The 11,602-nt window shown below is 56.0% G+C and carries 14 protein-coding genes; all 14 read left to right on the top strand.

The window, feature by feature from the left end:
- Positions 1 to 7: 7 nt before the first annotated feature.
- The 14 genes from TRICHSKD4_RS28240 (at position 8) to TRICHSKD4_RS14740 (ending at position 11,539) form a co-directional block, all read left to right on the top strand.
- Entirely contained in the window at positions 8 to 1,294 is a 1,287-nt protein-coding gene (locus TRICHSKD4_RS28240) for a S49 family peptidase (RefSeq protein WP_009467679.1), read from the top strand.
- Between the two features lie 47 nt (positions 1,295 to 1,341).
- A complete protein-coding gene (locus TRICHSKD4_RS28235) occupies positions 1,342 to 1,707 on the top strand; it encodes a head decoration protein (protein WP_009467678.1) in 366 nt (121 codons plus the stop codon).
- Between the two features lie 48 nt (positions 1,708 to 1,755).
- On the top strand, positions 1,756 to 2,829 hold the full coding sequence (locus TRICHSKD4_RS14795) for a major capsid protein (RefSeq protein WP_009467677.1): 1,074 nt from the start codon (positions 1,756 to 1,758) through the stop codon (positions 2,827 to 2,829).
- Between the two features lies 1 nt (position 2,830).
- Positions 2,831 to 3,151, top strand: coding sequence for a hypothetical protein (locus TRICHSKD4_RS14790; RefSeq protein WP_009467676.1), 321 nt, complete (start codon positions 2,831 to 2,833; stop codon positions 3,149 to 3,151).
- Between the two features lie 4 nt (positions 3,152 to 3,155).
- Entirely contained in the window at positions 3,156 to 3,638 is a 483-nt protein-coding gene (locus TRICHSKD4_RS14785) for a hypothetical protein (RefSeq protein WP_009467675.1), read from the top strand.
- The gene (locus tag TRICHSKD4_RS14780; protein WP_009467674.1) at positions 3,622 to 4,230 is read left to right on the top strand and encodes a phage baseplate assembly protein V; all 609 of its coding nucleotides are present in this window, start codon (positions 3,622 to 3,624) and stop codon (positions 4,228 to 4,230) included. Before TRICHSKD4_RS14785 ends, TRICHSKD4_RS14780 begins: the two co-directional genes overlap by 17 nt.
- Positions 4,230 to 4,619: a GPW/gp25 family protein gene (locus tag TRICHSKD4_RS14775; protein ID WP_009467673.1), complete on the top strand. Its 390-nt coding sequence runs from the start codon at positions 4,230 to 4,232 to the stop codon at positions 4,617 to 4,619. The genes TRICHSKD4_RS14780 and TRICHSKD4_RS14775 overlap by 1 nt, the downstream gene beginning before the upstream one ends.
- Entirely contained in the window at positions 4,606 to 5,436 is an 831-nt protein-coding gene (locus tag TRICHSKD4_RS14770; RefSeq protein ID WP_009467672.1) for a baseplate J/gp47 family protein, read from the top strand. Before TRICHSKD4_RS14775 ends, TRICHSKD4_RS14770 begins: the two co-directional genes overlap by 14 nt.
- Before the next feature lies 1 nt (position 5,437).
- Complete coding sequence (locus TRICHSKD4_RS14765) at positions 5,438 to 6,559, top strand: hypothetical protein (RefSeq protein WP_009467671.1); 1,122 nt, start codon at positions 5,438 to 5,440, stop codon at positions 6,557 to 6,559.
- Between the two features lie 53 nt (positions 6,560 to 6,612).
- The gene (locus tag TRICHSKD4_RS14760; protein ID WP_050763440.1) at positions 6,613 to 9,834 is read left to right on the top strand and encodes a DUF4815 domain-containing protein; all 3,222 of its coding nucleotides are present in this window, start codon (positions 6,613 to 6,615) and stop codon (positions 9,832 to 9,834) included.
- Positions 9,835 to 9,915: 81 nt separating this feature from the next.
- Complete coding sequence (locus TRICHSKD4_RS31235) at positions 9,916 to 10,677, top strand: lysozyme (protein WP_009467669.1); 762 nt, start codon at positions 9,916 to 9,918, stop codon at positions 10,675 to 10,677.
- Positions 10,674 to 11,027 (top strand): hypothetical protein, encoded by a 354-nt coding sequence (locus TRICHSKD4_RS14750; RefSeq protein WP_009467668.1) that lies wholly within the window; start codon positions 10,674 to 10,676, stop codon positions 11,025 to 11,027. Before TRICHSKD4_RS31235 ends, TRICHSKD4_RS14750 begins: the two co-directional genes overlap by 4 nt.
- Positions 10,966 to 11,262, top strand: coding sequence for a hypothetical protein (locus TRICHSKD4_RS14745; protein ID WP_139052147.1), 297 nt, complete (start codon positions 10,966 to 10,968; stop codon positions 11,260 to 11,262). Before TRICHSKD4_RS14750 ends, TRICHSKD4_RS14745 begins: the two co-directional genes overlap by 62 nt.
- Positions 11,252 to 11,539: a hypothetical protein gene (locus TRICHSKD4_RS14740; RefSeq protein WP_040616953.1), complete on the top strand. Its 288-nt coding sequence runs from the start codon at positions 11,252 to 11,254 to the stop codon at positions 11,537 to 11,539. Before TRICHSKD4_RS14745 ends, TRICHSKD4_RS14740 begins: the two co-directional genes overlap by 11 nt.
- Positions 11,540 to 11,602: the final 63 nt, after the last annotated feature.

Genomic DNA, 11,602 nt, shown 5'->3' with positions numbered 1-11,602 from the left:
ACTTCCAATGAAAATTGACCTATATCACACCGTTGCACAGTGGTGCAACGAACCCTTGGCCGTGCCTGCCAGCCATCTGGACGCCTTTACCAGTCTTGAGGCGCAAATCGTCAGCGAGGCTAACCAGTTCGCCGCTGATCTGGAAACCAAACCCACAAATGTCAATTTGATGTTCGCCGGGCAGGAGCGGCCCAATATTCCGGGCGCTTATGTTACGAGCGAAGGGGTTGCGGTCATCCGTGTCAGTGGTGCCCTGTCTCGCACTTCAAGGGGGTGGCACCGGGAATGTGGGTATATGTCCTATCCAGCGTTGCTGGAAACAGTTGAGGAAGCGGTGACCCATCCGGGCGTCAAGGCGGTTCTCTTGGAGATCGACTGCTATGGCGGCCCGTCGCAGGGTCTTGAAGATACCGCCCGCGCCATGCGGGACGCGGCTGAACAGTCTGGAAAACCCCTTTGGGCGCATATCAATGAAGCGGCTCTTTCGGCTGGATTTGGTATTGGGAGCGCGGCGTCTGAAATCTCCATTGCCCGTACAGGGCTTGCCGGGTCGATTGGTGTCATTGCCATGGTGCAGGATGTAAGCGGAGCAGCTGAAAAGAGCGGCGTAAAATATCACGTTTTCAAGGCCGGAGCGGCCAAGGACGACGCCAGCCCGTTTACGGCCATGAGCGAGGATGCAGCGGCTCGTATCCAAGCTGATGTTGATGGTATGAACGATGATTTTTGTCAGATGGTGGCAGACCACCGGGGCATGAAAAAGGACGCGGTAGCTGGTTTGCAGGCCCAGATATTTAGGGGCGAAAAAGCGGTTGCAGCGGGTCTTGTTGATCAGATGGAACCCATGCGCGACATGCTGGCCAGACTGACAGCAAAGGTAAGTGCTGGAAACGGCGAAGACCGACCTGCAACCGGCGGTCAGGCAGAAACGGCCCAGGTTGATCCGCAGGCCGGAACGCCCCCGCAGCCGGAAGAGGCAGCTAATAACACACAGGCCCCGCAGGAGCCGAGCGGACAGGCAGACCTTGAAGCCGCCATTGCCAAAGAAACAGCGCGTGCAGAGGGGATTTTCCAAGCTTATGCCAAGGCAAATGAGTTTGGTGTTTCTTTCGATGTGGGTGCGGCCATCAAGGGAAAAATGAGCGTGGAAGAGGCGGGGCGGCTGGTCTTGGAACTGGCGGCCCGAAACGACGCCGCCGCAGCGGTCAACCCGCATCAACCCCAGACCTTGGACGCGGCGGCAAATGCGACAGCGAGTTGGGATGCGGCCGTCAAGGAAATCAACGGCGGGTAAAGACCTGCCTGCCCCAAGCCTGACGTAACACAAAGGACTTAAGAGCAATGAAAAGTGCATCTTTTAATGAAGGCCCGCGCACGGCCGAGTTTATCCAGTCTGCGGCCAATGGAAGCCTTTCCCTTGAAACCAAGCCATTTTCCGGCGGCAAATTCCTGCCCGGTGAAGTGGTTGCGGAAGTTGAGGGCAAGTATGTGAAACTTGACCCGGCGGCGGAAGGGGGCGCGAAAGTGGCGGCCGCCATTTCCATTGGTGCCGTTGATGCAAGTAAAGACGACGTGCCCGCTATGGCCGTCACTCGCTTGGCTGAGGTGTCGGAAGATCGGCTTGTCTGGCCGGGCGATCTGGAAGATATCGCCCCTCACGTGAATGAGTTGGCTGGCAACTTCATTCAAGTGCGCGCTGTTCAATAAGTCGCGCCCGCATTTCCCCTAACTTTCTCAAAATTTCGAGGTTCTCCCATGAGTGAGATTTTCAACCTTCTTTCTGATGATGCCTTTTCCATGGCGTCCATGATCAAGCCGGTTAATGAGGTGGCCTATATGCCGCATTTTCTGGAAAAGGCCATGACCTTTGATACGGATTACATCCGCACGGGCATTGCATCCGTTGACGTGGACAAAGATGGCAACTTGGCAATTATCCAGACCAGCGAACGCGGCACACCGGCCAAGCGAACGGGCAAAAGCGGTAAACGGACTGCGGAGTTATTTGCGGTTCCGGGTCTGTCTGTTTCGGATCAGGTCAAGGCCATTGAGCTGGACGGCATTCGTGAAACTGGTGAAATCACCGTTTTGGAACAGATGCAAAAGGAAATCCTGAAACGCTTTGCCAAGCTGCGCCGCCGGATGGCTTTGACCAAGGAATTTCATCGGATGGGGGCCGCCCAAGGGGTGCTTCTCGATGCGGATGGATCGGTCATCTATGATTTTTACAAAAAGTTCGGCATCGAAAAGCCTGCCGAAATCCAGTTTGATTTTACCAAGGCAGATTTGACCGCCCCGTGTAATGCGGTGGTCCGAGCTGTTCAAAAGGGCTGTAAAGGCAATTGGACTTCCGCATCTTCTGTCTTGGCCCTGTGCGGAGATGAGTTTTGGGACAAACTGACAGGTCACAAGGGGGTCAAGGAAAGCTATCTCAATTGGGAGGCTGCTACCGGTTTGCGCAAGGGGCTTGCGGCCAATAGCGAGGAAACCGGGGTCTTTGATACGTTCCGGTATAAGGGCATTGATTGGGTCAACTACCGGGGACAGGACGATTATACAGACGATGAAGAAGGCAAGGTAGGCATCCCGACGAACAAGGCTCGTTTCCTGCCGCGCAATGTGGAAGGGGCTTTCAAAAAGGCGGTTGCCCCGCACCCCGACCTTGAAAACATCAACACGACAGGCCGGGAAGATTACCCGCTGATTGTGCCGGATACTGACCGCAAGCTGTTCGTCGAACTGGAATTATATTCTTACCCCTTGCACTTGTGCGCCCTGCCGGGCGCGCTGCAAACGGGCGCGCTGCAAACCGGTAAGGTCGGGGCTTGATATGACGGCCTTTGACCGGCTTTCCCGGCGGGTCGTGGCGGCTGCCATGCGCTTGCGCGGGGAGCCGGTCACGGTCCGGCATGTGTCTGGTGAGTGGACCCAAACAGTCACCGGCATATTCACCGAACTTCACGAAACGCTTAATCAGGGCGAGGTTGAAACCGCGATCTTTCGCCCCGTTGTTGAAATCTCCAAGGGTGTTCTGCCGACCGAACCGGATGTAGGCGATACCTTTTTGATCCGGGGCCGGGAATACAAGGCCATGGGCGAGTTGCCCGCAACGGATACCAGCGTCAAGCTGACATTGCACAGGACAGGATAGAGCCATGACCAGTCGCAAGGATATACGGACCGGTCTGGTGGACCTTTTGAAGACGGCCAAGGATACCCCAAAAGATTATCCGGCGATTGCCGGGCTGAAAATGATCGAGGCAAGCAGCTATGTGAAAGTTCAGCCCCGTAAGGACGCGGACATTTATCCGGCGGCGCTGATCTATATTGAGGGCGACAAGATTACCACCCCGGCCAATTCACCCGGACCAAAGGACCGGGAAGCGACTCTTGCCATTGAGTTGCATGGTTTTGGCGACAAGTCAGAAGAACAGATAGACGAACTTGCGCAGGAAATCGAAACCCTGATTGACCGCAACCTGACTTTGCCGGGCGATATCGTCAGCGCAGCTATTTTGGAACAGGTCGTATTCGACGGCGACGATGGTGGTGATCGTGTTGCTCACTTCGCAAGACTGGACTACCGGGTCGAATACACGAGCGAAACGGAGGGCTGGGACCATGAATGGAACGAGTGACATACCCGCCCGGATTAATGAAGCTGAAGGCCGGATTGCCCAGATGGTGTTTATCGGAACGGTTTCTGAGGTGGATTACAAGAGCAACCGGTATCGCCTTAAATCAGGTGAGCTGGAAAGCGACTGGTTGCCTTTGCTGCAAAATCGGGCCGGTGGGGTCAGGACGCATGAACCGCGTCATAAGGGGGAACAAGTCCTAGCCGTCAGCCCGTCCGGGGATATGTCACAGGCCGTCATAATGGGGTCTTTGCCGACCAATGAGCGCGGTCATGTCAGTGATCGGGGCAGTGCGACCAAAACCATTTATGAAGATGGTACCGTAATTGAGCATGACAGTGAGGCCAAGGCACTGACGGTCAAGGCCCCGGCTGGCCTGACCTTGAATGTTTCCGTCGGGGACGGGGCACTCACACTGACGGATCAGGAAGCTACCCTGAAAGTGGCAAAGATCACCTTGGATGGTGATGTGAAGGTCACCGGCGGTCTGGATGGTCTTGGCGGGCGGTTCCACCATAAGGGTAAGTTTGTGGGCAACACCCACCGGCACACTGGCGTTGTGCCCGGTAATGGGTTGTCCAAGGGGCCGGTTTGATGACCTATCAGGGCATCAATGGCAAGACGGGCACGGACATAACGGGCCTTGCCCATGTGATCCAGTCTGTGCGGGACATATTGCTGACCCCCATCGGGTCTCGCGTTTTGCGCCGGTCCTATGGTAGCCGCATCCCTGACATGATTGATCGGCCGATAACGCCGTCCCTGATCATGGATATTCAGATGGAAGTCATAGACGCCATAGAGCGGCAGGAGCCGCGCTTGGGGGTCGAGCGTGTACTGGTGGATTATGACCCAATAAGCGGGCGGCTGGCCGTCCAGATCGTTGCGATCTACTACCCACGCGGTCATCTGGGCGACAGGACAAGCGCAACTCAGGAACAATTCACTATCGAGCTGGTGGAGGCGATGAATGGGCAAGCTTGAAATCATCCCGGAGAAAGACCCGGAGACTTTGTTTCAGGAAATCATGGATGATTACGTGGGGTTTCGGCCTGAATTTGAAGAGGTGCGGCATCTGGACAGCACCCCGGAAGCAAAGGCAAATCAGGCGCTCGCCATGCGCGAATATCATGATATTGCCCGTACGAATACGGTTTGGCGGTCTTATCTGATTGATTATTCAAATGGCGCACCTCTGGATGCACTTGGTAAATTCTATGATGCGGTGCGCCTGCCCGGCGAGGATGATGACCGGTTTCAGGCCCGTGTAAAACTGGAGATTTCCGGGCGTTCCGGGGGCGGTCCGCTTGACGCTTACAAGGCGCTTGTCATGGGAATAAGCCTTGACGTGCGCGACGTGGTAATCTGGCGTGAGGGCCGAGACCCGACCATTAATGTCGCGGTCCTTTCCGCAATCGGCTCTGGCGATGCATCTCCTGAACTTTTGGGGCAGGTGCGGAGCAAACTGGACGATCTGGGACCGGGATCGGAAACAGTCCTTTCTGACCGGTTCAATGTTATGTCGGCAGTGCGCAAATCCGGCGCGGTTCATCTTTTGGCCCGCGTTTCTCAAAATGTGCCGGCTGAAATTTCAGAGACCTTGCGGGCGATCATTTTGGAGAAGTGGGTTGCATCCGATCTTCTGGGTAAATCCCTGACACCGGGATGGATCGTTGCCACGGCCATGTCTGTGGCGGGGCTTATGGACGCCCGGCTTGTGACCCCGTTGGACGGGATTGAAGCAAGTCCCAATGAAGCCATTGAAATCAGTGACCTGAAAGTCACGATAGAAAGGGTCTGACATGGTTGAAAGCCTCTTGCCCCCGCGCAGTGCAACGGCCGTAGATAAAGCCCTTGACCTGACAGCGGCAAAGAGGCGATCCGACAAGCTGCACCCGGCTATTGACGCCATTGGCGAGAAGTGGACAGACCCCGGACCTGAATTGCTGGACGCAATGATCAGTGAAGCAAAACTTGATATTTTGCGACCCTATTTTGACGATCTGGCCGCACTCTTTCATGAAGGTATTCGCTGGCAGCGGGTGCATGGGCTGGTGCGGGCAATCCACACCGGGCTTGCCTTTGCCGGAGCAAGCGGCAGGCTGGAAATCAACCCGACCCGGCGGCGCTATTGGAACGGTTGGCAAATCGGTCTTGATGATCGGCCTGCTCTTGCTAATCTGGGGAAAATAAGCCGGATTGCGGAAGCCTCTGATCCTTTTCGCAATGATCTTGAGCGGGTGTTTCACGGTCATGACGTGCGTGCGGGGGAGTTTTCCTATTCGCGTTGGGGTAGCGCGCTTTATTCGGCTCATTCCGGGGCGAAAGTATCCGGGTCCAACCCGCTTTGGAGTTTGGGGCGTACCCATGAATTTCCCATTGAGCTGACCGAAACAGAGCTTGCCCCTTTGGATATCTGGCTTGCTCCGACCGGGAATGCGCGCTGGATCGACCTGAAATTGCCTTCAAAGGATATCGGCATGAGCTGGGCCGAACTGGATGCAGGCAATGGGGCGACAGTCATGGCAAAAACTCTGGTTGGGATGCATGGCTATGCCGCCTTTTATGACAGGTCCGGCCAGATGATTGGCGCGCGGCGGATGAAGGCGGCCGCAGTGGTTCACCCGGCATTAGGATCGTCTTTTCCTTATGAGGTTGACGGCACAGGTTATGAGCCAGCCAAAACCGGCAAATTGGTTTATGTCGAAGCAATGACCGGGTTTGGAAACGGGGCAGGCCGCCACGCGGCAACCGTCGGACTTCTCTTTGAAGCGCGCCCCCGCGCAGGCTTGCCACAAGCGCGTAACTGGTTGGAGCCGGAAGAAATTGAGGCCCCTTTCCCGCCGGTAGGTGTTCAGGTCTTGGGAATTGATCTGGATGACGCGACCCGCGAGCGCGTGAAATGGGCGATCCGCTTCGTCTGATTTTTTAACGGGATAGCCGTGCTTTGCGCACCCGTTTTCTCGGAGTTTCCAAAATGACTGACTTTTCCGTTCCGGGTGTTCCGGGCGCGTATAATCGTGGCCCGTTTCGCCCGAATGACACTGGCCTTGTCTTTGTTGAAAAGAACTATTTGCAAGGCGCAGAACTAAATGAATTGCAATTCATTCAAAATGCGAAGCATGGCCGGATTGCCCGTTTGTCTGCCGCCGATGGTGACCGGCAAAGTGGTGGCGGCATTCAGGTGGACCTTGAAACCGGCCGGGTACAGCTGGAAGCGGGCGCTATTTATGCCGCTGGCGACGTGCGCCCGGTCTTGGCAGCTGTTCTTGAAAATGTACCGATGCAAGGCACTATCGACATAGGTGTGCGCTTGGTCACCGAACTGATCAGCCCGGAAGATGATGACACCCTGAAAGGTTTGGAACCGGGAACACCGGCAGAAGGTGAGGACGGGGCGTGGCGCACGGTTGAATACGTGTCTTGGGGTTTTGATGGCGACGGACAGGAAGGCGCGCTTTATGCCGTATACCGTCTGCAAGATGGCCGTCCTCTGGATACGTCGGACCCGGTTCGGCTGAGTACCACCAATGCGCTCTTGGCCGACTATGATCGGCAGGCGAATGGCAATTATATTGCCGATGGTTGCAGTGTTACGGCAATCGGGTTTGACCCGGACGGGGCGCTTGTCTTGGATATCGGTGCAGGTGCAGCCAATATTTATGGCTATAAATACACCCGCAAAACAGCCTTGCGTGATGTGGTTCCGCAGCACTGGAATACGGTACAGGTAGATGGTGAAAGTCATACATTTACCGATCAAGATGGCGGCCTTTGCGAAATCACTTTGGCTCGCGCACCGCTTGATAGCGTTGTGCAAGTCTTGGTCGAAAAGGAAATGACCGACCAGATTACACGCGGAGCCAGTGCAGGTGGGGCGGATAGCTTTGCTGAAAGCAGTGTTGTTGCGGTTTTGGAGGTCTGGCAGGGCGAGACCGTTTATCGTCAAGGCACGGATTACACATGGACGGGAAGCCGGATTGACTGGTTGCCCGGCGGCGTTGAGCCAGTGGGTGGTTCGCAATATGAGGCCAAAATCCGGTATCGGGATGCGGTTTCGCCGGTTGCTCAAACATCCCGCAGCCTGACGGTTTCGGGGGGCGTGGATGGCGGGGAAATCATCGTCACCTATCTCGCGAAGCTGCCCCGGATTGATCTGGTTGGCCTGAATGACGCTGGTGAGGTGGTTTATATCACGGGCGTATCTGCCGAGCGCCCAAGCGTTCCACCGGTCCCTACCATGGTCCTGAAACTGGCCGAGGTTCATAATGATTTTGATGGTCTGCCGGAGATCGTCAACAACGGCACCTTTTCCTATCCCTATGACGAAATTTCTGCACTGTTTCAGCATGTGCGGGAACTGACGGACTTGGTGGCGCTGAACCGCTTGCAAACGGAGATCACACAAAGCGAACCGGCCGCAAAATATGGCATGTTCGTTGATCCGTTTGACGATGACCGGTTTCGTGATCCCGGATCAGTGCAAGATGCAGCTTGTGCAAACGGTGTCTTGATGTTGCCGATTGACACGCGTGTGCATGACGTGGACGCGGGCCGGGTCCATATGCTGGATTTCGTCTGGGAAAAGACAGTAGATCAACCTTTGGCAACGGTCTGCAAGATCGTCAATCGTTTTGCCAATGCAACGCCCATTCCGGCAGACCTGCAATTAAGCCCGAATGTGGATTTTTGGTCTGAAACCCGAACCCAATGGGCATCCGACCAAACCCGTCGAATTGATGGGGGAACGCGGGTTGTCAGAGGTTGGCAAAACCGGACGCGCCAAGAGGTTAGCAACCGCCGCGCCGAGACGCGCATGGTGGATCAGCGCCGGGTAGCTGCCCGGTTTCTCCGCTCCCGCCCTGTTTCGATGACCATTGACGGGTTTGGGGGGGGAGAAGACTTGGCCGAACTGACCTTTGACGGGGTGAACATCACCCCGGCCGGGGTTTCGGCCGATGCAGCCGGGGAAATCGAACACACATATGTCATTCCTCCAAACACGTACACGGCTGGAACCAAGCTGGTAACGGCGCGGGGTGCGGGTGGGTCTACGGCCACGGCCACCTTTGTCGGCGGTGGTGAAATTGTCACCCAGACCATGCAGCGCACTATCTTTGAGACGGTGACAACGGTGCGGCAAATACAACGCGATACCGATCCGCGTGGCCAGATTTGGAGGTGGGGCATCGGTAATGCCGGGCATTGCTGTGGCGGCGAGGTTACCTTTTGTGCCATCGGCAATCCTGAGACCCCGTGCGTGGCTCAATTGCGGCCCGTGGATGATACCGGCTATCCGCTGGATACTGTTCTGGATGAAATGCGCATTAACATGGGGTCGGTTGTCTTGGGTGTCCCGCACAGGATTACCTTTGCCCGATTGCCATATTTTTCCGATACGGACCGGGTGGCTCTTGTCATTTTGACCAGCGATCCGGGCCATGCAATCCGCGCAGCCGCTCTTGGTGGTTTTGATGCAGAGCGGCAAAGATGGGTAACGGAGCAACCCTATACGGTTGGGGTGGAAGTGGAGTCGTCCAACGGGTCTACATGGGCACCCGTGCATGACAGCGATCTGACATTTTCCGTGTCCCGCGCAAGGTTCAACACAACCACGAAGACCGTCACGCTGGGGCCGGTCGATCTGGACAATGCGTCCGATCTTCGGTTGCAGGCAGCTTTTGACCTGCCGACAGCGGAAACGTCCATAGGGTTTTCCCTGACCTTGGAGGATGGGCAAGTGGTTCCCTTGACCACGGAAGGCGGTGTTGACCTTGGGGGCTACCGTTCCGGCCGGGCAATCCTGCAAGCGACCTTGCGCGGCGAGACTTTCGCAAGCCCAAGGCTCTATCAGGATATCCAAGTGGTCGCCGGGCGGATAAAGGGGGCGGCGACCTACGTGTCGCGGGCCTTTGAAATCAAGGGATCAAGTCGCGTTCCGGTCCGCGTCAAACAGCTTTTGCCATCTGGGGCAAGTGCGAAGGTGTTTGTCAGGGATGCGGCAGGAGAATGGGTGGAACTTGCCTATACATCCGGTCAGGTCTTGGAAGTCGGCGGCTGGATTGATGCACTCTATGATCTGACTGACTGGCCAGCCCTTGGGGAGACCACAGCGGTCAAGATCGAGTTTACCGGCGGCCCTGCCGCCCGGCCTTATTTCACCGACCTTAGAGCGGTGGGAACCGGGGCCAATATCTAACCGGTGCATGAGATTGCCCCGGCCGTGAGTAATTCGCCTTTCTGTTTAGGCGATCTTTCCTGAAAATGTGGAGTTTATGACATGCAATTTATTGCAGATTGGAAACGTGTGTTTGCTGTGTCCTTGAGCTTCTGGACACTAGTTCTGGGTTTTCTGATTTTGCTTGTTCCCGAAGCGGTGTTCAGATTTACCGGGGCGGACACAAACCCTTATTTGGTCGGGTGGTTTGCTGTTTTCCTGTTTGTCGCCGGGATGGTTGGCCGGTTTGTAAAACAGGATGGCTCTAAAAGGCGAGAATGGTTGCGTATTTTGGGTGTGGTGCTCGGTGCGCTTGTCATTGCCATGGCTTTATCGGGTCAAGGAATTGCCGGGCAGATGGCCGAGAGCCGGGAAGCGGCCACCTTGAAAATAGCGGTTCCGTTTATTGCGGCTAAGGAAGGTAAGCGAAACCGGGCTTATCTGGACGTGGTTGGTGTGCCAACGATCTGTTACGGGTCCACCCGTGGCGTGAAGCTTGGCATGGTGAAGACCAATGCGGAATGCACTGCGCTTTTGCGCGATGAGGTAGCAGAATACCGCCACGGTCTGCATCCTTATTTCACCAAGACAACCAAGTCACGACGACTGCCCCCGAGCCGGGATGCGGCATTTACGTCCCTTGCCTTTAATTGCGGTATCCGTGCCATCGGCCGCAGCACTGCCACAAGACGATTGAATTCAGGCGATATCAGGGGCGCTTGCCATGCCATCACATGGTGGAACAAGGCCGGTGGACGGGTCTGGCGCGGATTGGTGGTCAGACGGAGCGCTGAACGTGATTTGTGTCTGGGGAATGGCACATGATCCGGGCGTGGCTTGGCGGCCTTTCCCTGAAAGCAACGGCCTTTCTGGCTCTTGCCGCAATAGCTGGTGCAGGCAGTCTTTACGGCTATCACCGGATCAGTCTTGACCGGGCAGTTGAAGCGGCAAAAACAGCCTGCGCGTCCAGCATCGAGCTTGACGCCCTGAAACTCCAATTGGAGAGGCTGACAGCAAAGCACCAGCTGACCCTTGAAGCCAATATGCACTTAGCTTCTGAAATCAACGAGATAGAGGCGAGGCGGGTTGCAGATGAAAAAGAACTTGAAGCCTATGAAACACGCACTGTTGACCGGGTTGATCCTGATCTTCTTGAGCGGCTGCGCAACCACTGACCCTTACGCGGATGCGGTGCTGGCGTCTGCTGAAAACGCCCGCGCAGCCGCGCCTGCCTATCCGGCCGATTGTCGAAGACGGGAGCGGTCCGGCGTGAGGTTGGGAGACCCGCTGGATAAGGCGCTGATACGCACGGATCAAGCTTTGGGCCGGGCCAACCAGCGCGTTATTCGCTGTGCCCACTGGTACGACACGGTGAGCGGCGCACACGGGAAGGTCAAAAATGATGGATGAAGCCCAGATTTTGCACCTTGCCAAAGAGGTCGCCAAGGAAGCCGCCAACGAGGTCGCCACGGAAGTGGCGCGGGAAGCGGGAGCGGAAGGGGCCAAAAAGGCGATGCAGGCTTTCGGCATTGATACGGACAATCCGTTGGAAGTCCAAAAGGATCAACATTTTTTGCGCGATCTGCGCAATGGAACCAACAAGGTAAAAACCCGTTTTGTCCTCGCCATTGCCAGCGCGGCTGGTCTTGCGGCGGCCGTGAAATTCTGGCCGTCCGTTAAAGGGTAATGATCACTAAATAACAGATAATAGATATCTGTAACTGAAACCATCCAAGGCCCCGTTATGGGG

Origin of the sequence: Roseibium sp. TrichSKD4 (genome assembly GCF_000148725.1) — a bacterium.
Lineage (GTDB): Bacteria > Pseudomonadota > Alphaproteobacteria > Rhizobiales > Stappiaceae > Roseibium.
Note: the sequence above shows the minus strand (reverse complement) of the source record. Positions and strands in the feature narration are given on the sequence as shown.

Excerpts from the sequence above, each read along its gene's own strand:
- TRICHSKD4_RS28240 (WP_009467679.1), top strand. The coding sequence starts at position 8 with ATGAAAATTGACCTATATCACACCGTTGCACAGTGGTGCAACGAACCC.
- TRICHSKD4_RS28235 (WP_009467678.1), top strand. The coding sequence starts at position 1,342 with ATGAAAAGTGCATCTTTTAATGAAGGCCCGCGCACGGCCGAGTTTATC.
- TRICHSKD4_RS14795 (WP_009467677.1), top strand. The coding sequence starts at position 1,756 with ATGAGTGAGATTTTCAACCTTCTTTCTGATGATGCCTTTTCCATGGCG.
- TRICHSKD4_RS14790 (WP_009467676.1), top strand. The coding sequence starts at position 2,831 with ATGACGGCCTTTGACCGGCTTTCCCGGCGGGTCGTGGCGGCTGCCATG.
- TRICHSKD4_RS14785 (WP_009467675.1), top strand. The coding sequence starts at position 3,156 with ATGACCAGTCGCAAGGATATACGGACCGGTCTGGTGGACCTTTTGAAG.
- TRICHSKD4_RS14780 (WP_009467674.1), top strand. The coding sequence starts at position 3,622 with ATGAATGGAACGAGTGACATACCCGCCCGGATTAATGAAGCTGAAGGC.
- TRICHSKD4_RS14775 (WP_009467673.1), top strand. The coding sequence starts at position 4,230 with ATGACCTATCAGGGCATCAATGGCAAGACGGGCACGGACATAACGGGC.
- TRICHSKD4_RS14770 (WP_009467672.1), top strand. The coding sequence starts at position 4,606 with ATGGGCAAGCTTGAAATCATCCCGGAGAAAGACCCGGAGACTTTGTTT.
- TRICHSKD4_RS14765 (WP_009467671.1), top strand. The coding sequence starts at position 5,438 with ATGGTTGAAAGCCTCTTGCCCCCGCGCAGTGCAACGGCCGTAGATAAA.
- TRICHSKD4_RS14760 (WP_050763440.1), top strand. The coding sequence starts at position 6,613 with ATGACTGACTTTTCCGTTCCGGGTGTTCCGGGCGCGTATAATCGTGGC.
- TRICHSKD4_RS31235 (WP_009467669.1), top strand. The coding sequence starts at position 9,916 with ATGCAATTTATTGCAGATTGGAAACGTGTGTTTGCTGTGTCCTTGAGC.
- TRICHSKD4_RS14750 (WP_009467668.1), top strand. The coding sequence starts at position 10,674 with ATGATCCGGGCGTGGCTTGGCGGCCTTTCCCTGAAAGCAACGGCCTTT.
- TRICHSKD4_RS14745 (WP_139052147.1), top strand. The coding sequence starts at position 10,966 with ATGAAACACGCACTGTTGACCGGGTTGATCCTGATCTTCTTGAGCGGC.
- TRICHSKD4_RS14740 (WP_040616953.1), top strand. The coding sequence starts at position 11,252 with ATGATGGATGAAGCCCAGATTTTGCACCTTGCCAAAGAGGTCGCCAAG.